This window comes from Nisaea sp. (assembly GCF_039990255.1).
Classification (GTDB): Bacteria; Pseudomonadota; Alphaproteobacteria; order Thalassobaculales; family Thalassobaculaceae; genus Nisaea.
This window is the reverse complement of sequence record NZ_JBDXGG010000007.1, coordinates 335,687-360,742: the sequence shown is the minus strand read 5'-3', so window position 1 is coordinate 360,742 and position 25,056 is coordinate 335,687. Positions and strand designations below refer to the sequence as shown.

Below are 25,056 nucleotides of genomic sequence, written 5' to 3'. Positions count from 1 at the left end.
GCCATGCCCCGGTCATTGTCATAGGTTCCTGCGGATGGCATCAACACACCCGTCAAGTTGTTTCGCGAGCCGAACGGCAAGCCCGTGCCCCTCCGGGCCAAGCGCGATAAAGATCTGCTGCTGATGCGGGACGATACTGCTGTGCATGAGCATGATCTTCATCTTGCGCTTCCTTCTTTGAGTTTCGTTGTCTTTATCGGCATCGGCGCCGCCGCGTGTACGAACCAGTTGGCGCGAGAGTGTCACCACAACACCGAGCGCTCTGGCCCAAGTTTTCTCCACGTTCTCCGCCTCTGAAACACTGATTGGAGGAACTTGGACGGGAAGGTCCAGACGGCAGGTTTCGGGGACCTCGTGATCACCGTCCAGCGCAGTGACGTTACTGGAGCGCATAGCTGTTTCGGAAGCACTGGCAAAACGGGTCACGAACGGGATAACCGCCAGCAGGAGCGGAAAAGCAACAAGTCCCGCACGGATTCCAGCTTTCATGTCCACTCTCTTCCGCAGGGATACGGGATGCTAACGATGGTCAAACGCGCAACGACCAGAACGTGACAGACCAACATTTAGGCGCCGCCTTGTGCAGACCAGGCACCAGTCATTTGGCGTATCAGACGCTCGCGTCCTTGCACGCGCCAAGCTATGGGCTGATGCCATCATTTACCAGTAGTCCAGCGTCGGAGTGAGACTTCAGGCCCAGAACGACGTTTGCCAGCTGGCCGCCTGATACAACCCGTCTTGCATTCGCTCGCCACTCCCTACAAGCATGATGCATCATTGTACTTCCGGATGACTGTGTACCGATCCATTGGCATGCAGGTGAATACTCAAGATCGCGAAGCACTCACGATCCGGTGCGTATGCGCTCTAGAACAGTTGGAGTCCCATCAGCCCCCATCCTGAAAAGGACGACTTCGCCGGAAGCCGGAAAAACACCGGTGAGAGCGGTAATGTTCACCTGATGCGTCACGAGGAGAACTGTCTCGTCGTCAGACAACCCATTCAGAAAAACGCGCAGCGCTTCGGTTTGCGCACTCTCGGTTGATCGGTCTTCAAAGAAAGAATTCAGGCTGGCCAGTTGCTCGACCGTCCCGACCTCAAGCAATTTCGCCGTCTCGACACAGCGACACCATTGACTGGAAAGGATCCGGTCTATTTTGGCGCCCGAAGCGCGCACCGCAGCACCAATGCGCCGCGCCTGTTCGCGGCCTCTCTCATCAAGATTGCGTTGTGTCGAACAATCGCCAATCCGGAAATCGCCCGGATCACCGGTTCCCGGTGCTATCGCATGGCGCATGATCGCCACCGTCCCCGGCTCCTTGAGCCGAGCCCAGCCAGTTTCAAGAGTGCTTGCTTCGGTGCTTTGCGTTGGAGCAGCGCACAGAACAAGAATGGCCAAACTCGTAAAGACGATACGCAACACAACACACATTGGCTGGCTCCCTCAAACGCCCAACGATCTGAGTTAGGGCGTGGTGAAGCGCAGGCAACGAGCGGACACCAAAAGAAAAAGCCCCGCATAAAGCGGGGCTCTGAGATGCCGCGAACAGGAGATCCGCTTCGGCACCCGTTAAATCAGATCGCGAGATACTCCTGTCGGAGCGCCTCATCATCCAGCACTTCTTGAGCGGTGCCGTCGAAGACGATCTGACCCATATCGAGGATCAGGGCCCGGTCTGCAAGATGCAGAGCCGCGATCGCATTTTGTTCAACAATAATCGAGGTCATTCCGAGGGTTTTGATTTCCTCAAGGATCTTTTCGATCTCCTGGACGATGACCGGAGCCAGCCCTTCATAAGGCTCATCCAGGAGCAGCAGCTTCACGTCACGGGCAAGGGCACGGGCGACCGCCAGCATCTGCTGCTCGCCGCCAGACATCGTGATCCCTTCCTGCTTGCGGCGTTCCGCCAGGCGCGGGAAATGCTCATACAGCCGCTCGATCGACCAGCCGTGCGGCTTGTTGATTTGAGCCAGTTCAAGATTTTCCTCGACTGTCAGGCCTGGAATAATCCGCCGGTCTTCCTGCACCAGGCCAACGCCGTTCTGTGCCGCCTGATAATTGGACATTTCGTGCAGCGGTTGGTGATCGAGCCAGATTTCCCCATGGTGCAACTGCGGGTCGCCGGCGCGCGCGATGGCGCGCAGTGTGGACGTCTTTCCGGCCCCGTTACGCCCAAGCAGGGCGACAATTTCGCCCTCATGGATATTGAAGCTGACATCCTGGACGATATAGCTCTCGCCGTAATAGGCCTGGAGGCCCCAACAGGAGAAATATGCTGGCGGGGTTCCGACGTTCCTGATCGGATTATCCGGCTTTTTCATAGACCCGCTGTCCGGCTGATTGAGGAGAGTTTCGCTGCTCATAGATGGGCTCCCCCGAGATAGGCTTCCTGGACCCGCGGATCGCCTTTGATGTCCTCCGGCTTGCCCTCGGCAATCACGGTTCCCTGGGCCATCACGGAGATCTTGCTGGCAAGCGAGAAAACGACGTGCATGTCATGCTCGATCACAATCTTCGTAATCCCGCGCTCGCCAATTTTCTTCAGCAGGTCGATGGTGTTGTTTGTATCGGCCCGGGACATGCCGGCAGTCGGCTCGTCCAGCAGGAGAAGTTTGGGGTCCTGCACGAGGCACATGGCGAGTTCCAACCTCCGCTTGTCACCGCGCGACAAACTGCTCGCCATCATATCCCGCTTTTCGAACAGTCCCACATCCTGCAGCTGTTCCTCGGCCCGTTCCCGGACCTCCACGAGATGATCCACCCGGCTCCAGGCATCCAGCTTGATCGGACCGTCCCGGCGCGCCAGCGTCGGAATCATGACATTTTCGAGCAGATCCAGATCGCCGAAAATCTCCGGCGTCTGGAACACCCGACTTACACCTAACTGGTTGATCTCATGCGGCTCAAGATTGAGAAGAGAGCTGCCATCGAAATCCACCGTTCCCGTATCCGGCTCCAGCCGGCCGACCAGACAATTGAGAAAGGTCGACTTGCCCGCACCGTTCGGTCCTATGATCGCATGCACAGTTCCGGCTTCGACATTTAGATTGACCTCGTCAAGAGCCTTCAAACCGCCGAAGCGTTTGTTGACCCCTTTGACTTCAAGAATACCCATCAATCCGCTCCCTATTCCGCCGGATGTACTTTGGCCGACGAAGCGCCGCCCGCACTGTCTGAGCCGTCCCGTCGACGGAACAGCCGCTTGAGCCGCTGTCCGCCTTCGACCACTCCGCCCGGAAGGAAGATCACGACCAGCATGAACATGATTCCGAGAGTGAGGTGCCAGCCCTTGCCGATGAACGGATGGATCATGAAGACAAATGCGTCCTGCATGCCGTCCGGCAGGAAGGAAAACCAGTTGTAGAGGACATTGTCGTTGATCTTCGAGAAGATGTTCTCGAAGTATTTGATCACGCCCGCCCCGAGTACCGGACCGATCAAGGTTCCGGCACCGCCGAGAATGGTCATCAGAACCACCTCGCCACTGGCGGTCCATTGCATGCGTTCGGCTCCGGCAAGCGGGTCCATGGCTACCATCAGCCCACCTGCAAGCCCGGCATACATGCCGGAGATAATGAAAGCCGCCAGCGTATGGGGTTTCGGGTTCTTACCAGTGAAGCGCATCCGCTGCTGGTTCGTCTTCAACGCCCGCAACATCAGGCCAAAGGGCGACCGGAAGATACGGATCGAGATGTAGAATGCGACCAACATCACGACCGCACAGAGATAATAGCCGAAATTGAAGGTGAAGAGCCACGGACCAAGCGCCAGCTCGAACCCATCGCGCATCTCGATCCCGAAGAAGTTCGTCGCAGGAAGCGAACCGTCGGCCGCGCCGAAATCCAGAATACGCGGATCATCAAGAGCCAGTTGTAGCCCCGTCTCACCGTTAGTGATCGGAGTCAGCACGGAATAGGCCAGCGCGAATGACATTTGCGCGAAGGCCAATGTGAGGATCGAAAAGTAGATCCCCGAACGGCGCAGCGAGATGTATCCAACAATGGCTGAAAACAGCCCTGCGAAAATCACCGACACAACGATCGCCGGCACAACGTTCATCGTTAGCAGCTTCAGCATCCAAACGCCGGCATAGGAACCAACTCCGAGGAAAGCTGCATGGCCAAAGCTGAGATATCCGGTCAGCCCGAAGAGGATATTAAAGCCAATCGCGAATATCCCGAAGATCACAAATCTCTGCATGAGATCCGGATAGCCCGCATTGAACTGCGCCAGCTCAGACCCTTCCGGGAAAGGATTCAGCAGAAACGGGGCGAACATCGTCAGCGCGAGGACGATCAGAAACAGCGTCTTGTCTTTGCTGTTGAGTCCCAGCATCGGTCACTCCTCCATCACGCCCTTACGACCCATTAGGCCGCGAGGACGCGTCAATAGAATAATGATGGCGACCAGATAGATAATGATCTGGTTAATACCCGGAAGCAGCGAGACGATCTCGCCCATCGACGCGAAAGACTCCAGCACGCCGAGCAGGAAGCCTGCGGCAACAGCCCCTTCGAGAGACCCCATGCCGCCGACCACGACGACGACAAAGGAGAGAACCAGGAAGTCCATCCCCATATGGTAGTTCGGCGAATTGATCGGGGTGTACATCACACCAGCAAGTCCGGCCACGCAGGCCGCGAGCGCGAACATGATGGTGAAACGTTTGTCGATGTTGATCCCCAGCAGGCCAACAGTCTCGCGATCGGCCATGCCGGCGCGAACGACCATACCGAAGGTGGTATATCGCAGGAATGCGAACACACCGCCGATGATGAAAGCCGCGAAAACGAAATAAACCAGGCGCCAGTAAGGGTAGATGATCGAGCCGGCATCGAAGCCGAGCAGGACACCGAAATCCGCGCTGCCGGTCAGAGCCGGGGGCGCCGGCGTCGGGATCGGGTTCGCGCCATAGAAGTACTTAATGATCTCCTGCAGGACGATTGCCAGTCCGAAGGTGACCAGAATTTGGTCGGCGTGAGGCCGCTTGTAGAAGTACTTGATCAGGCCCCGTTCCATGGAGAGACCAACGAGAATCATGATCGGTATGGAGAACAGGATCGCCAACGGCACCGACCACTCGATCATGGCGGTGCCAACGTCCGGCCCGAACCAGTCGTGAATGTACGGTGTTTCGACCTTGAGGGGGTTTCCTAGAAAGTCTTTACGGACCGGATCGATCGTTTCGTAAGAGAACGTGAGAATCTTGTTCAGTGTGACAGCGCAGAACGCCCCCAACATGAACAATGCCCCATGGGCGAAATTGACAACACCCAGTGTCCCGAAGATTAGCGTAAGACCGAGCGCGATCAGCGCATAGGCGCTGCCCTTGTCCAGTCCATTAAGAATCTGAAGAATAATCGCGTCCAAGACGCCACCTCCTGTGGATCCGATCACATTCCCAAATAACGCAAAGAACCGACCGTGCCCTCAGGCACGGTCGGTGCGTTAAGAGTGCCCGATTACGAGCCCGGGTTACAAGTTCCGAGGCTACCGCCAGCGACCTGCGGATGGTCCGGCGCGTAGGTAACCTGCGCGACCGGCGTAACCTCGACGATCTCCAGCAAATCGAACTCCGAAGTCGGGTTCTCTTTACCCTTCACGACGAGAACGTCTTTGAAGCACTGATGATCGTCTGCCCGGTAGAGGGTCGGGCCGTTGCCCATACCATCGAACTCGAAGCCTTCGAGAGCCTCGACGACGGCACACGGATTGAAGCTACCAGCCCGTTCGACGGCATCGGCATACAGCAGAGCCTGAACGTAGCATGTGTGGGCGGCCTGGCTCGGCGGGAAACCGTACTTGGTGCCGAAGGATTTGACGAACGCTTTGGAGCCTTCGTCTGTCAGCGACCAGTGCCAGTTCGTAGAACCGAAGATGCCCTTAACGTTTGCGCCGGCACCCTTCGCCATAAGTCGCGAGTAAAGCGGCACAACGATCTCGAAATTCTTGCCGTTGGCGACACGCTCGCGCAGCCCGAACTGAACCGCGTTGGTCAGCGAATTCACCATGTTGCCGCCATAGTGGTTCAGCACCAGAACGTCGGCATCAGACTGCAGAACCGGCGTGATATAGGAAGAGAAATCGGTCTGAGCGAGCGGTGTCTTGACCGCCCCAACCGTTTCCCAGCCCATCGCTTCGGTCGAGCTACGGACGGCTTCTTCTGTGGTGTAACCCCAGTTGTAGTCAGCCGTCAGATGGTAAGCTTTCCGATCGGTGCCATAGGCTTTGCCAAGCACCGGCGCGAGCGCTGCACCTGACATGTAGCTGTTGAAAAAGTGGCGGAAACCGTTCGCTTTTTTATCTTTACCGGTGGTGTCGTTCGAGTGGGTCAGACCAGCCATGAAGATCACGCCAGCTTCCTGACACAAGCCCTGTACCGCCACCGCGACGCCGGAGGACGAGCCGCCGGTAATCATGATGGCTCCGTCTTTCTCGATCATCGACTTCGCCGAAGCGCGTGCTGCGTCGGATTTGGTCTGCGTGTCGCCGGTCACGTACTCGACTTTTTTGCCAAGAATACCGGAACCTTTAAGAGCCTTTGACGAGAACGTATTCAACATCCCGCCATCACCGCCACCATTCAGATGCTCGACAGCAAGCTCGTAAGCGCGCAGCTCATCCGCGCCCTCGTCCGCATACGGGCCGGACTGCGGCACGTTGAAGCCAAGGGTTACAGATCCGCCCTTCGGCTCATTCGTGTAGGCATAGGCTTTACTTGTAAAAACCGTCGGCGCCGCAAGGCCGACGCCAGCGACAGCTGAAGCTTTCAGCAGGCCCCGGCGGCTTAATCCATTATTGAACTTTGCCATTTGTTCCTCCCGTTATTTTTCTGGAATGCGTCAGAGACCCAATCCCCGATGAGCATCTTTATGCGCTCGGTCATGATCGTACGCACATTTAGTCAATAAACGAATAAGTAATTGATATTTGCCGATTTTTTTGTAATTATATGAACACTAAAAATTATTGGTTTGTAAATAATTTACGCTGCACCGCACCAAGATGAGCGAAATCAAGGAACTGATACATGGCCCGCGCGCCAATTGGCATGAGAATTCGAGAGCGGCGCCGCAGCCTGGGCCGGACACAAGCGGATCTTGCGAAGGCCGCTGGTATTTCCGCGTCATACCTGAACCTGATCGAGCACAACAAACGCCAAGTTGGCGGCGCACTGCTGCGGCGACTGGGAGAGGTGCTTTCCGTCGGAATCGACTACCTGGACGGTGCCGTCGAACGCCGACTGATCCAGGATCTGGAGGAAATCGCAACCGATCCCGCCAATGCCGATGGCGAGGCAGATCCGGAAAGCGCGACCGACCTTGTCGCCCGGCACCGGCCATGGGCCGGGTTGATCGTGAACATGCACAGAACCAATCTGGACCAGACTGCTACCCTGCATGCGTTGTCCGACCGTTTGCGTCAGGATCCGTTCCTCTCCGACGCGGTGCACGGCATGCTCTCCAATATTGCAGCCATACGGTCGACCTCTGAAATTCTCGCCAGCGTCGATGACGTTCCAGAAGACCAGCGGGCACGGTTTCACCAAAACCTCGCGGAGGAAAGCGCAAAGCTGTCCGATGTCGCCCAGGCCATGGCGGGGTATTTCGACCGCGCGCCGTCACGTCAGGGATCCGTAACACCGGCCGAGGAGGTCGATGATTTCGTTCTGGAGAACCAGAACTATTTTGCGTCGCTGGAAGAAGCCGTGGAAGGGCTCGTTGCGCGGCTCGGATGCGACGTGGTCGCGCCGGAGTTCGAGTCCGCCGCACACACATTACTCCAGCAGATTAGCAAGACACGACCGCCCGCGCCCGATAGCGCCGGCCCCGCCCTGCCGACAGCAACCCGGCGGTTCCGGGCGGCACGAGCGCTCGTGGTCACAGCTCTGGCAGAGGTGATCGAGGAAACTCTGCTGCAATCCCCTCTGCTGACCAGCGATGCGGCCTTGGTCAGAGGTCGCCGTTCGCTGCAATCCTATGCCGCTGCTGCCATGCTGATGCCGTACGACCAGTTCCGTCAGACTGCCATCGCCTGCCGGTATGATATCGACATGCTGCAGTACCGGTTCAGCGCCAGCGTCGAACAGGTTTGCCACCGCTTGGCCTCTCTCCGGAAACCTGGCGCGGAAGGGGTGCCCTTCGCCTTCATGCGGTCCGATCCGGCCGGCTACATCACCAAACGTCTCCCGCTGCGCGACCTGCCTTTGCCACGCTATGGCGGCGCTTGTCCGCTCTGGGCCATCTATCGCGCCTTTCAGACGCCGGACAGGGTATTTCGGCAGCTGGCTGAGTTTCCTGACCGCAACCGCTTCCTTTTTTTCGCCAAAACCGTCGCCAAGCAAGCCACGGGGTTCGACGCTCCCCGGCACCTTGTTTCCATCATGCTCGGCTGCGATGCGCTCTATGCGCGCGACGTAATCTACGGCGACGGATTGGACCTGACCGCCAGGTCCGTATCGGAGCCTGTCGGGTCCGCATGCCGGGTCTGCACGCGCGAAGAATGCCGTCATCGGCAAGAACATCCGATCACCGGCACCTGACGAAAGGACGCAGAGTTGTTGCGCCATCGCCCTCCTCAGCTACACTCGGAAGTAACCGGCATTTGAAAAACAGTCGGACTACGAACACGGCTATTGGGGGGAACGGCGTGACGAAACGCGTCTTTATTGCGGAGGACGAGCCGAACATCCTCGAATCCCTGAGCTTTCTGCTTGGACGCGAAGGGTGGGAAGTGACAAGTGCGCTCGACGGAAATTCCGCTATGGAACAGCTCAGCGACGGCACTTTGCCCGACGTGGTGATTCTCGACATCATGCTGCCGCACCGCAACGGGTTTGACATCCTGCGCCAACTCCGCGCCTCTCCCCGCACCCGCGATCTACCGGTCATCGTGCTGACGGCCAAAGGACAGGAAAAGGACCGCAAGACCGCCGAGGAAATCGGCGCGAATGCGTTCGTGACCAAACCTTTTTCGAATAAGGATGTTGTCGAGCAAGTCCGCAGGCTGGCCGGGCTCTAGCCGATGCGATCCGCCTCGCCAAGCACAGCGGCAAAGTTCCGCGACGCCGCCTTCCTTCTACCGGTGGCAGGGTTCTTCCTGCTGCTGCCGCCCGTCATAGACCTGTTCTTGGCGCAGGAAAGCGTTTTTGGCATTCCGCTGATCGTCGCCTATATCTTCGGGCTCTGGTCCGCCCTGATCGTGATCGCCTTCTGGTTCTCGAACAGGCTCCATGACCCAGAACCGCACGCAATCGTGCCACCCGATACATCCTCCCCCGGTTCCCCAGGGCGCTGATGCTTTCCCCGAACCTGATTTTCCTGACCTCGCTCGCCTACGTGGCGCTGCTCTTCATGGTCGCGTTCCTGGGCGACCGTCAGGCGCGAAGCGGTAAGGCTTCCTGGATCCAGTCACCGGTTGTCTACACTCTGTCGATCTCGGTTTATTGCACGTCCTGGACATTCTACGGCGCCGTCGGCTCGGCGGTCCGGAACGGGCTTGAATTCGCCACCATTTATCTCGGGCCAACACTGGTTTTCATCGGCTGGTGGTTCCTGTTGCGCAAGCTGGTCCGGATCGGCCACATGCACCGGATCACCTCAATCGCCGACCTGATTTCGTCCCGCTACGGCAAGAGCACCAGTCTCGCCGTTCTGGTGACCCTGATCGCGGTGATCGGAACCACACCCTATATCGCCCTGCAGCTGAAGGCCGTTACAACCAGTATTCAGGTCATCGTCGCCACCGATCCGGGCAATCTTGCAGACCCGCCAAGCAGCGACCCGGCCAACGAAATGGCCTTCTGGATCGCCGCCGGAATGGCGCTCTTCACCATCATTTTCGGCACACGGACAATCGACGCAAACGAGCGTCACCACGGCGTCGTCGCCGCCATCGCGCTGGAAGCGCTGGTTAAACTCTTCGCCCTGATCGCGGTGGGGCTTTTCGTGGTCTTCGCGCTGGCGGACGGACCCGCCGACATCTTCAGCCGAGATGCCGCGCGTATTCTGCAAACCGAAGACATGTTCGACGCCCGCTGGATAGCCCTTACCTTCCTGTCCGGCATCGCGATAATATGCCTGCCCCGCCAGTTCCAGGTCACCGTGGTGGAGAATACCGGCGAGGATCAGCTTCGCATGGCATCATGGCTGTTCCCTGCCTACCTGCTGCTGATGAGCCTATTCGTGCTGCCGATTGCCATTGGTGGCCTGACGGTGCTGCCCGAAGGTTCCAATCCGGACATGTTCGTCCTGACCCTGCCAATGTCGGTCGATCAGGATTTTCTGGTGCTACTGGCTTTTCTTGGCGGGTTTTCCTCAGCGACATCGATGGTCATTGTTGCCTCCATCGCGCTGTCGACCATGATCTCGAACCATATCGTCATGCCCATCGCGCTGCGGACGCCATGGACATCCATCGAGCGCAGCGGAGATGTCCGTCGCTTGCTGCTGATCAGCAGGCGTATCAGCATCGGTGTCATTCTGCTGCTCGGCTATCTCTATTTCCGGCTCAGCGGCAAGTCGGACGCGCTGGCCGCCATTGGGCTGATCGCTTTTGCCGGCGTCGCCCAGTTTCTGCCGTCCCTGCTCGGCGGCATCTACTGGAAGCGGGCCACCGCCAGCGGCGCCAAGCTTGGCCTGCTGGCCGGTTTCCTGCTCTGGGGCTACACCCTGTTTCTGCCGAGCTTCGAGGGCGACCTGCTGCTGTCGGCCAGCACCATCGAATTCGGACCCTGGGGCATAGAGCTGTTTCGCCCGCAAGCCCTGCTTGGTCTGACAGGGCAGGATCCACTCGTCCATGCCCTGTTCTGGAGCCTCGCCATCAATACGGTTCTGTTCATCGGTGGCTCCCTGCTGTTCGAGCCGAAACCGCTGGAACGTCTTCAGGGCACCCTGTTCGTCGACGTGTTCCGTACACCCGCTGGCGATGAGCATCGATTCATCCAGCGTTCCGCCTCGGCCGAAGATTTGTTCATTCTGGCGCAGCGCATTCTCGGATCGAACGAAGCCCAGCGCGTATTCCGAGAGTTCGCCGAGGGACAGGGACTGGAGAGCGATTTTCCGCAGCCGACCGATGCCTTCATAGCCCATCTGGAGCGCCGCCTAGCCGGCTCCATCGGGGCAGCCTCCGCGCGGGCAATGATCTCGCGCATCGTCAGCGGCGAGACCATCAGTCTCGACGAGCTGATGCGGATCGCTGACGAGACGGCACAGCTGATGGAATACAGCCAGGAGGTGGAGAAAAAGTCACTTGAGCTTGAGGCCACGGCACGCGAGCTTCGGCGCGCGAACCAGCGGCTCACCCTGCTGGATGCGCAAAAGGACGATTTCCTCAGCCAGGTCAGCCACGAGGTCCGCACGCCAATGACCTCGATCCGCTCCTTCTCGGAGATCCTGCTGGAAAGCCGTGACCTCTCGAGCCCGCAAAACCAACGCTTCCTCTCCATCATCCACGAGGAAAGCCTGCGCCTGACCCGCTTACTCGACGAGATCCTGGATATGAACCTGATGGATCGTGGGGAGGCCTCGTGGAACCTGCACGAACTCGATGCAGCAGTGCCGCTTGTTCGGGCCATAGAATCCTGCCGGGGACTGGCGCAGGCCACCGGCAGTGAAATCCTGCTGAACGCCCCACTTCCCTCAGCGCTGGTTGAAGCCGATCCGGATCGATTGCAGCAAGTTGTGATCAACATCCTGACCAACGCCATCAAACACAACACGTCGCCAAAGCCGGAAGTGCGGGTTTCCGGTCGACTGGCCGGCGATCAGTACGAAATCGAGATTTCCGATAATGGCCCGGGCATCCCCAGTAATCTGCGGCCATTCATCTTCGAGAAATTCCAGCGCGGCGCGGCCCAGTCCTCGACCGGCGGGATCGGTCTTGGCCTTGCCATCAGCAAGGAGATCATGAAACGGCTCGGGGGGACTCTAGCGCTGATCGATGACCGGCAGATCGGAACATGCTTCCGCATCGCGCTTCCGGCAAAAACGCTGCTGGGCCAGCCAGAGCAAGAAGCGATCGTCTGAGCGCGAGCGAACTGCAGTAAAAACGCGCGACGTTAACGCATTCGTGACGTATTTGCCTCTATTTTTTCCGAACACCGAAAAATTCATCGGAGTCTAGGCGATGTTTACGCGCGTCATTGTCTTAATTCTCACGCTTGGAACACTGCCGTCCCCTTGTAAGCCTTCGATGAAGGCGATGCATCCGAGCCAGTCGTCGGAACACATAGCGTCATCGTCGGACATACAACCAGATTGCGCGAAGCCTCTGGCGTCCAGCCGAAACCTGAGGGATCGACAATCATTTCCGCGCCCGATGATACAGGCAGAATGTTTTCACTACAGCGCTGGCATTCACCCCGAAAGCAGGCCACTGACGGCCGCGCAGCCATCAGGTGACGCGTGAGATTTAACATTCAAAGATTCCGGCTGGGGCTCAAGACTTGGATTCTCGTCGCTCCGATTATAACCGTCCTTATCTTCGCCGGATCCCTTTTCGTCCTGTTCCAGAGCAAGCAGGACGAGCTACACGCGCTCAATAATCTGCAGACAAATGCATTTGCCCGACTAGAGCAGATAACTGATCTGGGTGGAACTATAGCAAGAATACATCTCGAGATGCAGGGCATTCTCGGCCAGTCCGGCGAGTTGGATGAGGGCGGACTTTATGACCGCGCGCGTCCTTACATGAACCAATTGCAAGACATCAGGAACTCAATAGAGGGCATGTTCAGCTCGTTGGACAAGAATAGTCCGGAAGCGGAGCTGTTCGAGAAGCTGAGCCGGGATTTTGACACCTTACGCCAGCACTATGTTTCAGCAGTGGTCATGACTACCGTCGATCTCGATCACTATGCGGAGCAGATGCACCGAACGAACGAGCAGTACCAGCAGATATATTCCCGCCTCAGGGCAATCACCAACCTGAGGCTCAGCGCCAAAGCATCCGCCACGAAAGCAAGCACCGCTTTCGACGAACGCCTGCAGCAAATACTTGCCGTCGATTTCGCGTTGTCCCTTTTGATCTCACTAATCGCTTCGTGGCTCGTTTACAAGGTGATGTCGCGTGATCTGTTCGGGGCGATTGAAGCCTTGGAAAGGTTGGCAAAAGGCGAGCCCGCAGCGATTTCTCTGGATCAAACCAGAACCGACGAACTTGGAAAACTGGCGCGCGCGATTTCGTTCTTTGAAGGCATACTAGACAAGCTGCGTCTGGAAATGATCGAGAGAGAGCAAAGCGAAGCCAAGTACCGGGACCTCTTCAACAATGCCGGTGACGCGATCATGCTGCTTGAAGATCGCAAATATGTCGCGCTGAACAAACGCGCGGAGGAGATGTTCCTCGTTGAACCAGCCGATGTCATCGGCAAGCCCCTCGGCAGGCTATCCGGCAACCTCCACGATACAGCGGAAGAAACCACGACAGCGCTCAACAAAGTATTCGACGCTGCGCGAAACGGTGAACGTCAGATCGTCGAGTGGCGTGGCAGGAAATCCGATGGAACCCAGTTTCCGACAGAATTAACCGTGACCAGTCTTACCGGTCCCAACGGACAAGAGATCGCCCAGTTCGTCATACGCGACATCAGCAACCGAGTGGAAAGAGATCAATCCAAGGAGAACATGACCGCCGAACTTGAGCGGATGGTTTCGGCGCGGACGGAAGAGTTACAGCGAGAGGTCGCAGTTCGTAAGGAAACGCAAGATGCTCTTGCAGCAGAACAGAAGACTCTGGAAGCTGTGGTCGATCTTGCGCCCATCGGTATGATCTTGCTTGATATGGAAAATCAGGTCCGTTTGATAAATAACTGGATCCGGTCATCGCATAACCTTCCAGCGGAACTCTGTGAGCCCGGTACCGACTATAAGAAAACCTTGAGATTCCTCATCGACAACAAGCGAAGTACCCGTCTAAGCGATGACGCCGTCGACGCAATCTTCGACAAGCGAATTGCAATCCTGGAAAAGCGCGTCGACGATGTACTTGAGGACGAACTGCCAGATGGGTCCATTCACAAGGTGGAGCGTCGCTTTATCGACGATGTCGGCTGCATCATAACGAGTACTGACATTACCGATCTGAAAAACGCCCAGAGCGAACTCGTTCATCGGGAGAAGATGGCGGCACTTGGCGGTCTCGTTGCGGGGGTTGCGCACGAGGTAAACACACCTCTCGGAATCTGCGTCACGGCATCAAGCCACGTTTCACAGCTGGTTAAAGGCTTTGAGGCCGATCTTACGGGCTCCGGAAAGGCGCTGACCCGTGCGCGCGCTGTTGGATCTCTCACGACGATTGTCGACGGCATGATGATCATCGAGCGCAATCTCGGCCGCGCGGCAGAATTGATAAGAAATTTCAAGCTGGTCGCTGTCGACCAGACCGCCGACGATGCCCGGACAATTGACCTCGGAGACTATATTACAAGCACCGTCCAGAGCCTCTCCGCCGAGACACGGCGGCTTGATCTCACGATTGATTTGAAGCTGCCGGACGTTGCGATCAAACGACGAACCTATCCTGGCGCAATTGCCCAGATCGTAACCAATCTGGTGATCAATGCCGGTATCCATGCGTATCAGGATGCGGGTGGGAGCATTGAGATCGAGCTCGAACCACGAGATGAAGACTCGGCGATTGTTCGGTTTCAGGACTTCGGCGGGGGTATGGACGAGGCCACCGTCGAAAAAATTTTCGACCCCTTCTTCACGACCCGGCGCGATCACGGTGGCACCGGGCTCGGCATGCACATCGTCTACAATCTCGTAACCCAACGCCTTGGCGGCAAAATCCGATGTAACAGTCAGCCCGGCAAGGGAACTTCGTTCGAGATTACATTCTAGAATTCACGATACCGGTCCGGACTGAAGGAAACGGGGTAGGGTGATTGGTTTCTTCAGCAGGTCCGCGTCAAACTCTTTCGCGTCGATGCACCCAAGAAACCGCTTTGCTACGCTGGATGCACCGTCCTCATCCATCCCCGCAACGACACGCGCTTGTATGGCCTGTCGCGTGTCCGTGCCTGCTTCCCAGTTCAGTTCGTGAGGGTGCGCTGGACGGCATCGCGCCATCCGGCATAAAGACCGTCCCGAGCCTTCGCACTCATGGCCGGTTCGAACCGGCGCTCTCGGGCCCACTGTCCCGCCATCTCTGCCGGCGCGGGATAGTAATCATGCCTGAGGCCTGCGAGGTAGGCGGCGCCTAGCGCGGTGGTCTCCGCCACAACAGGCCGGTCCACAGGTGCACCGAGAATGTCGGCGAGAAACTGCATGGTCCAGTCCGAAGCAACCATACCGCCATCGACCCTGAGAACAGTGTCGCCGGCCTCTACGCTCCAGTCGATGCGCATTGCTTCCAGCAGATCGCGGGTCTGGTAGCCGACGCTTTCAAGTGCCGCCCGGGCGAAGTCGGCCGGGCCAGAGGCCCGTGTCAGACCAAACATCGCGCCACGCGCCTCCGCATCCCAGTAGGGCGCGCCGAGCCCGGTAAAGGCAGGCACAAGATAGACACGGTGCGCCGCATCCGCCTGCCCGGCAAGCCCGGCGCTGTCAGCCGCATCGGTGATCATACCGAGCCCGTCCCGCAACCACTGGACTGAGGCGCCCGCCACGAAGATCGACCCTTCCAGAGCATAGGTCGGATTGCCGCCGAGTTGGTATGCGATGGTGGTCAGCAATCGGTTGCTGGAGGCCACCGGCTTGCTGCCGGTGTTCAACAACGCAAAACAGCCGGTCCCGTAGGTTGATTTCATCATACCGGTTTCGAAGCAGGCCTGGCCCACGGTCGCCGCCTGCTGGTCGCCCGCCACGCCGGAAATCGGGACCGAAACGCCGAACAGATCTGCGTCCGTCACCCCGTAATCCGCCGACGAATCTTTCACATCCGGCAGCATGGAAGCCGGCACCCCGAGGATTGCCAGAAGTTCCTGGTCCCAGATGCCCTTGTTGATGTCGTAGATCAGCGTGCGCGAGGCATTGGTTGCGTCCGTCGCATGAACCTTCCCGCCGGTCAGCCTCCAGATCAGCCAACTGTCCACTGTGCCGAATGCAAGATGCCCGGCATCCGCCAAGACCCGTGCGCCCTCCACATTGTCCAGAATCCAGGCAATCTTGGTGCCACTGAAATATGGGTCGAGCAGGAGACCTGTCCGGGCTGTAAAGAGAGCTTCGTGACCGGCCTCTTTCAAGCGCGCACAAAATGGAGCCGTGCGCCGGTCCTGCCAGACGATGGCATTGGCGATGGCCTTTCCGGTTCGCCGGTCCCAGACCACCGTCGTCTCGCGCTGATTGGTGATGCCGATGGCGGCGATCCGCTCGGCTCCACCGACCTTCGAGATCGCCTCCCGCGCGGTTTCAACCGTGGTACGCCAAAGGTCCTCCGGATCGTGCTCAACCCAGCCGGATTGCGGAAAATGCTGCGGGAACTCCTGCTGCGACGTTGCGGCAACGCGTGTATTCGCATCGAAAACAATGGCGCGGCTCGAGGTGGTTCCCTGATCGAGCGCGAGAATGAGCCGGTCGGTGCCAGCCTTTGCGGCTGTGGTCATCTGATCCTCCCTCGGACGAAATCGCCCCGACGCAATCGGCGCCGATGAGATTCAATAACCTGTCGCGGCGGAAGGTTTCCAGCACAAACAAAACCGCGCCGCCCCTTACGGGCCGGCGCGGCTGCATTCAGATAGCGCTTTCGGAAGGTGGCGCATTACTTCGCGGTCTTCGCCCGCTCGATCGCTTCCAGGATCGTGGTCCGGGCAGACTCGGCGTCGCCCATTTCGATGAACTTCACCCACTTGTCCTGTTCGAGGTCCTTGTAGTGCTCGAAGAAATGGACGATCTGCTGGATCAGGATTTCCGGCAGATCACGATAGCTTTTCACCCCGGCATAGTAGGGATGCAGCTTTTCGACCGGCACCGCGATGATCTTCTCATCCATGCCAGCTTCGTCTTCCAGATGAACGACCCCGATCGGGCGGCACGGGATGACCGCGCCCGGAATAACGCCGGAACCGGTGATGACGAGGATGTCGGCCGGATCGCCGTCGTCGGAAAGCGTGTTCGGAATGAAACCGTAATTCGCCGGGTAGAACATGGCGGTATGCAGGAACCGGTCGACCATCATCGCGCCGGAATCCTTGTCCAGCTCGTACTTCACCGGAACGCCGCCCTGGGGAATCTCAATAACGGCATTAACTTCGTACGGCGGGTTCGGTCCGGTCGAGATCTTACTTACGTCCAAGGGTCTTGCTCCATTCGCACGGGACACCTAGCGAGCAGACCCTCGCACACGGTATTCCCGCCTTGTATCGGATTGGCGACAGAAAACTTTTGCGGCGCAGCATTTGCGGCAATGCGGCACGAAGGTCAAGTGTCGAATGGACGCAGCCATGGAGAAAGCCCGGACGGCAGGCTGATCAAATGCTGTTACTTATCGGATTCACCGTGCTCGCCGACATAGCGTGGCTTAGGCTTGCGGCTGCCTGGCGCCGAAGCTTCACGAATGGAATTCTCTACCACTCGTACAAGATGATCGCGCATATCGTCGGCGATTTTACCTCCATTCAAAGTCTGCAGAAGGCTCTCGGCAGCTTCGAACTCAAAGCTCAGATTAACAGTGCGCATCGATCAATTCCCCTTGCCAGTGGATTGGCACCATCCTCGCACGCACAGAGACGATTTCAACCCTTCGCTGTTTTGGAAATCACATCGCGGAGCCCGGTGTAACGTCACGAAGATAGTCTCCGATCCCTTTCGACTGATTCCATTGCCGCGGATAACCGAGAGAGACCTCGTGGAAACGAGTCCCGTCGACAACGTCAGTCCTGCGGGTATGCAGGTGACCGGTGACAACATTGATGGCGCGGAACCGGCGATGCCAATCATGGGTCATCCGGGTGCCGCACCAGGGCACGAACCTCGGCACCCGGGGAATGTGGATGAGGTCCTCACGCAGTGGCCAATGATTGATCAGCACGGTCCGTGCGCCTTCTGGCAACGCCGAAAGCCGGGCTTCGGTCTCCGCACAGCGGGCCACGCACCAAGCGGGCCGATCCGGATATGGATCGGGATCGAGCAGCAATTCATCCACCGGCACCGCATGCTTCTCCCTCACCCAGTCTTTCAGACCGTCAAGCGATACATCGTTCGGCCGGAAGCTATAATCATAGAGCAGAAAAAGAGGTGCGATGAAGACTGGCCTTCCATCAAGATCCACAGGCCATCTGGGATATGGATCTTCCGGAGTGACAACCCCCGCCGACCGCGCAAGTTCGACCAGATGGCGGTAGCGGAGGTCACCCCTCCGGGGCACCCCACCGGGCCTCTGATCGGTCCAGAGATCGTGGTTCCCCGGGACCCAGATCAGTTTTCCGAACCGTGACCCCAGGAAATTCACCGCGTCGGCGAACACTTCCTCCCGCTCGGCGATATCCCCCGCCAGGATCAGCCAGTCGGCGCCATGATCAGGCATTTCGGCAAGCGCGTTTCTGTTCACCTCGGAGGCGAGGTGGAGGTCGGAAATGGCCCAGAGCCGAAGCGTATCCGGTTCAACCATCATGCTCGGGACCCGTGCGCCGTGCTTCCATGGCATCGCGGATGGTGGTCCGTCGCCCAATTATCAAGAACAGTGCGAGGCACGCGATGGCGCACCCGGCCACCAGCGGCCATTGCAAACCGGCCCAGTCCGAGACCCAGCCCATGACCAGGGCTCCGATTGCCGGGCCGCCGCGGAACAGCATGCCGTATAGCGCAACCACCCTGCCCCGCATATCCTCATCTACCGTCGCCTGTATCAAGGTCTGCGCACCCGCGCCATGAGTGACCATCGCGGCACCGGCGAGAGCCAATGCAACCAGCGCCACCCAGAAATTCGATGTCAGACTGAAAACCAGCAACGACGCGATCATCGCCCCAACACTGACAAAAGAAAGCTGCACCAGACCTTCGAGGCCGCCGCGCTGACCGAGATAAAGTCCTCCGATCACAGCGCCGATCCCGGTGGCCGTCGCCATCATCGACAGCCCCTCGGCTCCCCTGCCGAAGATCTCGGCGGCGAAACCCGGTAACAGCTCGAAGACCGGGCGCATGGCAATGCAGGTGATCAGCATCAGGATCAACATCGGACCGATGCCGGGATGGGTCAGCGCATAGCGATAACCGTCGGTCATCTGAGTGAAGATCCCGACGCGGTGTTTCGGCTTATTCCCGATCATCGTCGGCCGGATGATCCAGAGTGCTACGATGAACGGCAGATAACTCAGTGCATTGGCCAGGAAGGCATAGCCCGCGCCATAGCCGACAATGACCACACCAGCGATGGCCGGGCCGACAAAGCGGGCCGCATTGAAGATCACCGAATTGATCGCCACCGCCGAGGCGACATCCTCGCGCCGGACCAGATTGGGGATCATCGCCATTCTGGCCGGCTGCCAGAACGAGACAACGATCCCTGTGAACAGCGCAAGCGAGAACAGCCACCAGATGGTCAGCGCGCCGGAAAGCGTCAGGATGGTCAGCGCCGTTGCCTGAACCATGTTGAGACATTGCGCGACCCGGGCAATCGACAGCCGGTCGAGCCGGTCGGCAAGGGTTCCGGCAAGCGGGCTCAGAATGACCACGGGGAACAACTCGGCAAATGCTATGATGCCGAGCCAGGTCGGGCTCTCGGTCAGCTCCCAGGTTACCCAGCCGACAGCAATCCGCTGCATCCACAAACCAATGACGGTAAGAGAGCTGCCGGCGCAATAAATGGCGTAATCGCGATTGCGGAACGCCTGACAAAAGCGCGCCACGGATGTTTTGAGGGACATGATTTGTTTGTAGTCCAATGTCCCGGACTTGGAAAACACTTAGAAACGGAATGGAACACGACCGATTTCGGAATCAGTTATGTCCACCGAGGGGCGAGGGGCAAGGCATGCGCCGGGCCGGAATCAATCCGCCGGGAGTTTTTGGCCCATCGAGAGAAGCACCACGCAGGATGCGTTATGCAGCATGTTTTCGAGATCGTCGTGTTCGAGCCGTGCCAAGAGGTGGAACGCCTTGACGCAAACGGGATTGTATTTCGACTTGCTCGCCTCTTCGGACATATCGTTCAGCCATTGCCGAACAGGCTCCGCTCCGGGCTTGCGGGGCATGTTCCGATACCGATCCATCATGCCGCCCATCAGCGGCAGCAAGCCATGCTTTCCGCGCCAGACCGCCTCCTCGCGCCGAAATTCATGACGGTCGTGTACCTTGCCCAGCAGATAATGCATCAGACCACAAAGAAACTGCTCCAGCCGCCGCATCTCCAAGTCTTCGACATCGAGCACGGAATCGCACATAGAACGCGCGAGATCGCGCGCCCAGACATCGCGGTCGAGAGTGCCGGCGCGGGGTATTGCATGTTCTGATCTACGTATTGGGTCCATAGCGTTGTTCTTACACTCTAAACTCTTTAATTTACTATGAATCTCTCGCCGGTTTTCTGAATTTCAAGAGATTTTCCTGCCAACTTAGTGCTGTCCGGCCAAATTCTGATCCAAAGCCACTTCAAAGTCAGGACATTCCCGCGCTTGAATGCACAAGGTGCCGGGCGTAGGCTCTGCCTTCCGTCTTATCAGCCAGCTTTTCCGAGGAAATAATGAGCTTCATCGCTGACCGTCTCGGCCGGATCAAGCCGTCACCCACCATCGCCATCAGCGCGAAAGCGCGCGAGCTTAAAGCCGCGGGCGGCGACGTCATCGGCCTCTCCGCAGGCGAGCCGGATTTCGACACACCGGCCCATATCATCGAAGCCGCCATCGACGCGATGAAGCGCGGCGATACCCGCTACACGGATCCGGACGGTACGCCCGAGTTGAAGGACGCGATCTGCCGCAAGTTCAAGCGGGACAACAATCTCGACTATTCGCGCAACCAGATCACCGTCGGCACTGGCGGCAAGCAGGTGCTCTACAACGCTCTGATGGCCACGCTCAACCCGGGCGACGAAGTCATCATCCCGGCACCCTACTGGGTCTCCTATCCGGACATGGTGCTTCTGGCCGAAGGCGAGCCGGTCATCGTCCCCTGCCCGCAGGAGATGGACTTCAAGCTGCAGCCGGAAGATCTGGAGAAGGCGATCACGCCGAAGACCAAATGGATCATCCTGAACAGCCCGTCGAACCCGTCCGGCGCCGGCTACACGAAGGAAGACATGAAGAAGGTCACCGACGTGCTGATGAAGCACCCGCACGTCTATGTCATGACCGACGACATGTACGAGCGGCTGGTCTATGACGATTTCGAGTTCTGCACCCCGGCTGAAATCGAGCCTGGGCTGTATGACCGGACGCTGACCGTAAACGGCATGTCCAAGGCCTTCTGCATGACCGGCTGGCGCATCGGCTTCGCGGCAGGCCCAGTGGAGCTGATCACCGCGATCCGCAAGATCCAGTCCCAGTCGACCTCGAACCCGTCCTCCATCAGCCAGGCTGCCTCGATCGCCGCGCTTGATGGACCGCAAGACTTCATCGCCCAGAACAACAAGGCTTTCCAGGCCCGTCGCGATCTCGTGGTCTCCATGCTCAACCAGGCCAGTGGCCTGAACTGCCCGACCCCGGACGGCGCCTTCTATGTCTATCCGTCCTGTGCTGGTGTCATCGGCAAGAAGAAACCGGACGGCAAGGTGATCGAAAACGACGAAGATTTCTGCACGTACCTGCTGGAAGCGGAAGGTGTCGCGGCAGTGCATGGCGAGGCTTTCGGCCTCAGCCCGCATTTCCGGATCTCCTATGCGACCTCGGACGCAGTGCTGGAAGATGCCTGTGAGCGTATCCAGCGGGCCTGCGCCGCGCTGAGCTGACGCTCTTCAGAGACCTGAACAAAAAGCGCCGCCCGGAGGATTTCGGGCGGCGCTTTTCTTTTTGAAACGGATCAGCGTTCTGTCAGGGCCAGTTTTACCGCGAATCCGGCGAAAGCCGCCGCAAAGGTTCTTTGCAGCCAGCGCATCGCCCTTGCCGAGGCAAGAACGCGTTTGCTGACTTGCTCCGCCGCAAAGCCGTAGATCACGAACACCGCGAACGTCATGACCATGAAAGTCACCGCCAGCAGAAAGAAGCGCGCGATCGCATCCGGTGCGCCTTGCGGGACAAATTGCGGCAGGAAAGCGAGAAAAAAGATCGAGAGCTTTGGATTGAGAATGTTGATCAACGCACCTCGCGCCATGATCCGAAGATGCCCTTTGGTAGAGCCGTGCTCATCATCCGGACGAGCGACCGCAAGCGCACCGCTTTCCCGCCACAGCCCCCATGCCAGATAGAGCAGATAGGCGACACCCAGCAGTTTGACCACCTGAAAAGCCACCGCACTCGTATGGAGCAACGCCGCCAAGCCGAGCACACTCGCCAGCAGGTGCGGAACAATTCCGAACGTGCATCCAATGGCCGCGGTCATACTCTGACCCGGACGCCCGAACAGGCCATATGAAAGGGTGTAGATAACGCCCGTACCCGGTGCGAGCACGACGAGCAGGGCGGTTAGCAGAAATTCTGGCGAAAGCGAATCCAGCATCATGATCGGTCCTAACCAAAACTGTATCTGGAAAACGGTACGGAAAAACAGTCACGCCGCATGAACGGTCGAAAGTCAGGTATTAAGAAACTTAAGCATCTCTTTAGTAAAGGCTGCGGGCTGTTCGTAATTCGAAAAATGTGCCGCCTCCGGGATCTCGACAAAGAGGGAGCTCTTGATCAGGCCATGGATTTCCCGCGCATGTTCCGGCGTCGTCGCCGGATCGTCGGCGCCGACGATGACCAGGGTCGGTGTATCAATGCTGCCGATGGTCTCGCGCTGGTCCATGGCCTGAATAGCGCGGCAGCAGCCGATGAAGCCCTGTGGCGGGGTGCCGAGGATCATCTCCCGGACGGTATCGATATCCTGCTTGAGCCGCAGTTGGCTCGCCGGGGTGAACCAGCGCTCGATGGTGGCATCTACAACCGCCGCCATACCGCCCTTCTCAACCGTACGGACGCGACCGTCCCACATTTCTTTTGTCGGCATATGCGCGCTGGTATCAGCGAGGATAAGTTTCTTCACCCGGTCCCGGTGCCGCACCCCGAGCATCTGGCCAACCATTCCGCCCTTGGACAGACCGCAATAATCCGCCGTATCGATACCGATCCCGTCGAGCAACGCCACCGCGTCGTCGGCCAGCATCTCGATTGAATAAGCGCCGCCCGGTGCATCGGATTGACCGTGCCCCCGGCTGTCATACCGGATCACCCTGAACCCGGCGGACGTCAGGTCGGTTATCTGCGGGTCCCACATGTGGAGGTTTGAGGCGAGAGAATTGGACAGCAATAGTGGACGGCCATCCTCCGGGCCGTCGATCCGGTAATGCAATCTGATCCCGTTGGCTTCGATATGCAGCATGTTTTCCTCCCATCGTTCCCGAACAGTTTTCTGTTTTCAAGGAACGTTAACACCGTGTCCCGAGGCCAGTCCCGCCCATCACCGGCATATAATTGTTGCGGCGCCGGAAACTCGGAAAAATATTGATTTATTTCAAATACCAGCAATCATTATCTGGAAACCTGCTCTGATGCGTCTCTGCTGGCACAACAAAGTTGGCACCACGTGAAGGATGCGAGCATGATTACGCCGGAAAACCTGCTGGTTGGTTATTCTGCTCTGACGAACCTTATCGTTAGCGCGGCTTTCCTCTTCCTATGGAGTCGGCTGCGTTGGCAGCGACTTATGAGTTTCGGCATTTCTTTTGCGGCCATCAGCCTGGTCCTCATCTATATCGTCTCGGGACGTTACATGGGCACGCACCCCTTGCATCACCCACTCGGAACGGCGGCGGCTTTAGTCGGCCCTGCATTCCTTCTCGCAGGATGCATCGACCATGTGGGTAAAAGAGTCCCGTGGCGCTTAATTGCAGGAGCAGCAATCGCGCTCTGGATCGTTACCCTGGTTCTCTTCGAGACGACCGGAACGCGCAGTATTGTTTTTTTACCAGTTGTGTTCGGCGTGATGTTTGTCTTTTGTGCCATTTTGTTCTGGCTGCATCAGAAAACGCTCGGCGGGCGGATACTCTCCGGCCTCTTCCTGTTGCGCGGAATTATCATGCTGCCCTGGCCTTTCGTCCTCTTCACACCATCGATGAGCGTGATTTTGGTGGCAGCCCAGGTTCTGGTGCTTGCGACCGGATTGGCCCTAATCGTCGCCGAACTATTGCGGGCTCAAAGTGACCTTGCCGGAGCCAACACAGCCCTGCATAAGCAAACTATTGCATTGCAAGCAGCCAACGAAAAAATCGGCGCCGAGCGGCAACTCGCAGTCAGCGCGAGCAATGCAAAATCGAATTTCCTGGCCAACATGAGCCACGAGCTCAGGACCCCGCTGAACGCAATTATGGGCTTTTCGGAGATCATCGCGAAGAGCCCCGCAGAGCAAACGGCGAGCCGATATATGGGCTATGGAGCGGATATTCATCAAGCGGCCACTGCCCTTCACGATTTTGTTGCTCAGGTTCTCGAGCTCTCGCGGATCGAGGCCAACAGGATCGATTTCAACCCGGAAACGGTCGATGTCGAGGCGCTGGTCGGCAAGGCTGTCTCCGCCGCACGCCTGAAAACCGGCTCAAGCCCGGCGGAAATCATCCGTTATTTCGACGAAGGGACGGGCTCGATCGAGGGTGACGAAAATCTCCTGAAACAGGCACTTTCAGGCATTCTGATCCGGGCGCTCCGGTTCACCGGGGGCAGAGGGACAGTCCATGTCAGCGCAGGACCAGAGGCCGATGATGGCGTCCGCATCGAAGTAAGAGACAATGGCCCCAGTCTCACGGACAATGAAATTGCCGACGCCTTCAACGCGTTCAATACAACCAACGCCACGGTCGCCCATACTGGAGGCGGTATAGATCTCTCTCTACCTCTAGCAAAACGCTTCGTGGAAGTGCATGGCGGAGAAATCTCGATCAACAACAACGCGGAGACGGGAAGCGTTGTCGCCATTGATCTGCCCAGGCGCCTGTTGCGGCATTGACGCTCCGGGGCAGTAGCGCAAGTCTTTGTCCCGCAAACCGTTTTC

General features: G+C 58.2%; 22 protein-coding genes. 7 read left to right on the top strand and 15 right to left on the bottom strand.

Annotated elements, in window-relative coordinates; all coding sequences use genetic code 11:
* Window positions 1-18: 18 nt before the first annotated feature.
* The 7 genes from ABJ076_RS06405 to ABJ076_RS06375 form a co-directional block, all read right to left on the bottom strand.
* Window positions 19-489, bottom strand: a complete 471-nt coding sequence (locus tag ABJ076_RS06405) for a hypothetical protein (protein WP_348191913.1) — start codon at window positions 487-489, stop codon at window positions 19-21.
* A 355-nt stretch (window positions 490-844) separates the two neighbouring features.
* Window positions 845-1,432 carry a histidine phosphatase family protein gene (locus ABJ076_RS06400; protein WP_348191910.1) on the bottom strand — a complete coding sequence of 196 codons (588 nt, stop codon included), beginning with the start codon at window positions 1,430-1,432 and terminating at the stop codon, window positions 845-847.
* A 143-nt stretch (window positions 1,433-1,575) separates the two neighbouring features.
* On the bottom strand, window positions 1,576-2,364 hold the full coding sequence (locus tag ABJ076_RS06395; RefSeq protein ID WP_348191908.1) for an ABC transporter ATP-binding protein: 789 nt from the start codon (window positions 2,362-2,364) through the stop codon (window positions 1,576-1,578).
* The gene (locus tag ABJ076_RS06390; RefSeq protein WP_348191905.1) at window positions 2,361-3,116 is read right to left on the bottom strand and encodes an ABC transporter ATP-binding protein; all 756 of its coding nucleotides are present in this window, start codon (window positions 3,114-3,116) and stop codon (window positions 2,361-2,363) included. The genes ABJ076_RS06395 and ABJ076_RS06390 overlap by 4 nt, the downstream gene beginning before the upstream one ends.
* Window positions 3,117-3,127: 11 nt before the next feature.
* Window positions 3,128-4,336, bottom strand: a complete 1,209-nt coding sequence (locus ABJ076_RS06385; RefSeq protein WP_348191902.1) for a branched-chain amino acid ABC transporter permease — start codon at window positions 4,334-4,336, stop codon at window positions 3,128-3,130.
* A 3-nt stretch (window positions 4,337-4,339) separates the two neighbouring features.
* Window positions 4,340-5,371, bottom strand: a complete 1,032-nt coding sequence (locus tag ABJ076_RS06380) for a branched-chain amino acid ABC transporter permease (protein ID WP_348191899.1) — start codon at window positions 5,369-5,371, stop codon at window positions 4,340-4,342.
* Window positions 5,372-5,463: 92 nt separating this feature from the next.
* Window positions 5,464-6,813: a substrate-binding protein gene (locus tag ABJ076_RS06375; RefSeq protein WP_348191896.1), complete on the bottom strand. Its 1,350-nt coding sequence runs from the start codon at window positions 6,811-6,813 to the stop codon at window positions 5,464-5,466.
* Between the two features lie 218 nt (window positions 6,814-7,031).
* Between ABJ076_RS06375 and ABJ076_RS06370 the strand changes: the two genes are divergently transcribed.
* From ABJ076_RS06370 to ABJ076_RS06350, 5 genes are all read left to right on the top strand, one after another.
* Window positions 7,032-8,543 (top strand): short-chain fatty acyl-CoA regulator family protein, encoded by a 1,512-nt coding sequence (locus ABJ076_RS06370; protein ID WP_348191893.1) that lies wholly within the window; start codon window positions 7,032-7,034, stop codon window positions 8,541-8,543.
* A 107-nt stretch (window positions 8,544-8,650) separates the two neighbouring features.
* Complete coding sequence (locus ABJ076_RS06365; RefSeq protein ID WP_348191890.1) at window positions 8,651-9,022, top strand: response regulator; 372 nt, start codon at window positions 8,651-8,653, stop codon at window positions 9,020-9,022.
* Window positions 9,023-9,025: 3 nt separating this feature from the next.
* Entirely contained in the window at window positions 9,026-9,298 is a 273-nt protein-coding gene (locus ABJ076_RS06360) for a hypothetical protein (RefSeq protein WP_348191887.1), read from the top strand.
* Complete coding sequence (locus ABJ076_RS06355; RefSeq protein WP_348191884.1) at window positions 9,298-12,027, top strand: sensor histidine kinase; 2,730 nt, start codon at window positions 9,298-9,300, stop codon at window positions 12,025-12,027. The genes ABJ076_RS06360 and ABJ076_RS06355 overlap by 1 nt, the downstream gene beginning before the upstream one ends.
* Window positions 12,028-12,621: 594 nt before the next feature.
* Entirely contained in the window at window positions 12,622-14,844 is a 2,223-nt protein-coding gene (locus ABJ076_RS06350) for an ATP-binding protein (RefSeq protein WP_348191881.1), read from the top strand.
* 191 nt (window positions 14,845-15,035) lie between these two features.
* On the opposite strand, the gene glpK is transcribed toward ABJ076_RS06350, so the two are convergent.
* The 6 genes from glpK to ABJ076_RS06320 all read right to left on the bottom strand — a co-directional run bounded on the left by glpK (window position 15,036) and on the right by ABJ076_RS06320 (window position 20,408).
* Window positions 15,036-16,547 carry a glycerol kinase GlpK gene (gene glpK / locus ABJ076_RS06345; protein ID WP_348191879.1) on the bottom strand — a complete coding sequence of 504 codons (1,512 nt, stop codon included), beginning with the start codon at window positions 16,545-16,547 and terminating at the stop codon, window positions 15,036-15,038.
* 155 nt (window positions 16,548-16,702) lie between these two features.
* Window positions 16,703-17,236, bottom strand: coding sequence for an inorganic diphosphatase (gene ppa / locus ABJ076_RS06340; RefSeq protein WP_348191877.1), 534 nt, complete (start codon window positions 17,234-17,236; stop codon window positions 16,703-16,705).
* A 185-nt stretch (window positions 17,237-17,421) separates the two neighbouring features.
* Entirely contained in the window at window positions 17,422-17,619 is a 198-nt protein-coding gene (locus ABJ076_RS06335) for a hypothetical protein (protein WP_348191874.1), read from the bottom strand.
* Window positions 17,620-17,698: 79 nt separating this feature from the next.
* Window positions 17,699-18,553 carry a metallophosphoesterase gene (locus tag ABJ076_RS06330; RefSeq protein WP_348191871.1) on the bottom strand — a complete coding sequence of 285 codons (855 nt, stop codon included), beginning with the start codon at window positions 18,551-18,553 and terminating at the stop codon, window positions 17,699-17,701.
* Window positions 18,543-19,805, bottom strand: a complete 1,263-nt coding sequence (locus tag ABJ076_RS06325; RefSeq protein ID WP_348191868.1) for an MFS transporter — start codon at window positions 19,803-19,805, stop codon at window positions 18,543-18,545. The genes ABJ076_RS06330 and ABJ076_RS06325 overlap by 11 nt, the downstream gene beginning before the upstream one ends.
* A gap of 123 nt (window positions 19,806-19,928) precedes the next feature.
* Window positions 19,929-20,408, bottom strand: a complete 480-nt coding sequence (locus ABJ076_RS06320; RefSeq protein WP_348191865.1) for a hypothetical protein — start codon at window positions 20,406-20,408, stop codon at window positions 19,929-19,931.
* 212 nt (window positions 20,409-20,620) lie between these two features.
* Between ABJ076_RS06320 and ABJ076_RS06315 the strand changes: the two genes are divergently transcribed.
* Window positions 20,621-21,823, top strand: a complete 1,203-nt coding sequence (locus tag ABJ076_RS06315) for a pyridoxal phosphate-dependent aminotransferase (RefSeq protein ID WP_348191863.1) — start codon at window positions 20,621-20,623, stop codon at window positions 21,821-21,823.
* 71 nt (window positions 21,824-21,894) lie between these two features.
* Here ABJ076_RS06315 and ABJ076_RS06310 read toward each other — a convergent pair whose 3' ends face one another.
* Window positions 21,895-22,533, bottom strand: coding sequence for a LysE family translocator (locus ABJ076_RS06310; RefSeq protein ID WP_348191860.1), 639 nt, complete (start codon window positions 22,531-22,533; stop codon window positions 21,895-21,897).
* A 72-nt stretch (window positions 22,534-22,605) separates the two neighbouring features.
* Window positions 22,606-23,391, bottom strand: a complete 786-nt coding sequence (pcaD, locus tag ABJ076_RS06305; RefSeq protein WP_348191857.1) for a 3-oxoadipate enol-lactonase — start codon at window positions 23,389-23,391, stop codon at window positions 22,606-22,608.
* Window positions 23,392-23,610: 219 nt separating this feature from the next.
* Between pcaD and ABJ076_RS06300 the strand changes: the two genes are divergently transcribed.
* Complete coding sequence (locus tag ABJ076_RS06300; RefSeq protein ID WP_348191854.1) at window positions 23,611-25,011, top strand: ATP-binding protein; 1,401 nt, start codon at window positions 23,611-23,613, stop codon at window positions 25,009-25,011.
* Window positions 25,012-25,056 lie beyond the last annotated feature (45 nt).

Coding starts and splice junctions, on each gene's coding strand:
- ABJ076_RS06310 (WP_348191860.1), bottom strand. CDS start 22,533: ATGATGCTGGATTCGCTTTCGCCAGAATTTCTGCTAACCGCCCTGCTC.
- ABJ076_RS06400 (WP_348191910.1), bottom strand. CDS start 1,432: ATGTGTGTTGTGTTGCGTATCGTCTTTACGAGTTTGGCCATTCTTGTT.
- ABJ076_RS06320 (WP_348191865.1), bottom strand. CDS start 20,408: ATGGACCCAATACGTAGATCAGAACATGCAATACCCCGCGCCGGCACT.
- glpK (WP_348191879.1), bottom strand. CDS start 16,547: ATGACCACAGCCGCAAAGGCTGGCACCGACCGGCTCATTCTCGCGCTC.
- ABJ076_RS06405 (WP_348191913.1), bottom strand. CDS start 489: ATGAAAGCTGGAATCCGTGCGGGACTTGTTGCTTTTCCGCTCCTGCTG.
- ABJ076_RS06395 (WP_348191908.1), bottom strand. CDS start 2,364: ATGAGCAGCGAAACTCTCCTCAATCAGCCGGACAGCGGGTCTATGAAA.
- ABJ076_RS06360 (WP_348191887.1), top strand. CDS start 9,026: ATGCGATCCGCCTCGCCAAGCACAGCGGCAAAGTTCCGCGACGCCGCC.
- ABJ076_RS06335 (WP_348191874.1), bottom strand. CDS start 17,619: ATGCGCACTGTTAATCTGAGCTTTGAGTTCGAAGCTGCCGAGAGCCTT.
- ABJ076_RS06330 (WP_348191871.1), bottom strand. CDS start 18,553: ATGATGGTTGAACCGGATACGCTTCGGCTCTGGGCCATTTCCGACCTC.
- ABJ076_RS06390 (WP_348191905.1), bottom strand. CDS start 3,116: ATGGGTATTCTTGAAGTCAAAGGGGTCAACAAACGCTTCGGCGGTTTG.
- ABJ076_RS06355 (WP_348191884.1), top strand. CDS start 9,298: ATGCTTTCCCCGAACCTGATTTTCCTGACCTCGCTCGCCTACGTGGCG.
- ABJ076_RS06325 (WP_348191868.1), bottom strand. CDS start 19,805: ATGTCCCTCAAAACATCCGTGGCGCGCTTTTGTCAGGCGTTCCGCAAT.
- pcaD (WP_348191857.1), bottom strand. CDS start 23,391: ATGCTGCATATCGAAGCCAACGGGATCAGATTGCATTACCGGATCGAC.
- ABJ076_RS06350 (WP_348191881.1), top strand. CDS start 12,622: ATGCAGGGCATTCTCGGCCAGTCCGGCGAGTTGGATGAGGGCGGACTT.
- ABJ076_RS06315 (WP_348191863.1), top strand. CDS start 20,621: ATGAGCTTCATCGCTGACCGTCTCGGCCGGATCAAGCCGTCACCCACC.
- ABJ076_RS06375 (WP_348191896.1), bottom strand. CDS start 6,813: ATGGCAAAGTTCAATAATGGATTAAGCCGCCGGGGCCTGCTGAAAGCT.
- ABJ076_RS06300 (WP_348191854.1), top strand. CDS start 23,611: ATGATTACGCCGGAAAACCTGCTGGTTGGTTATTCTGCTCTGACGAAC.
- ABJ076_RS06385 (WP_348191902.1), bottom strand. CDS start 4,336: ATGCTGGGACTCAACAGCAAAGACAAGACGCTGTTTCTGATCGTCCTC.
- ABJ076_RS06370 (WP_348191893.1), top strand. CDS start 7,032: ATGGCCCGCGCGCCAATTGGCATGAGAATTCGAGAGCGGCGCCGCAGC.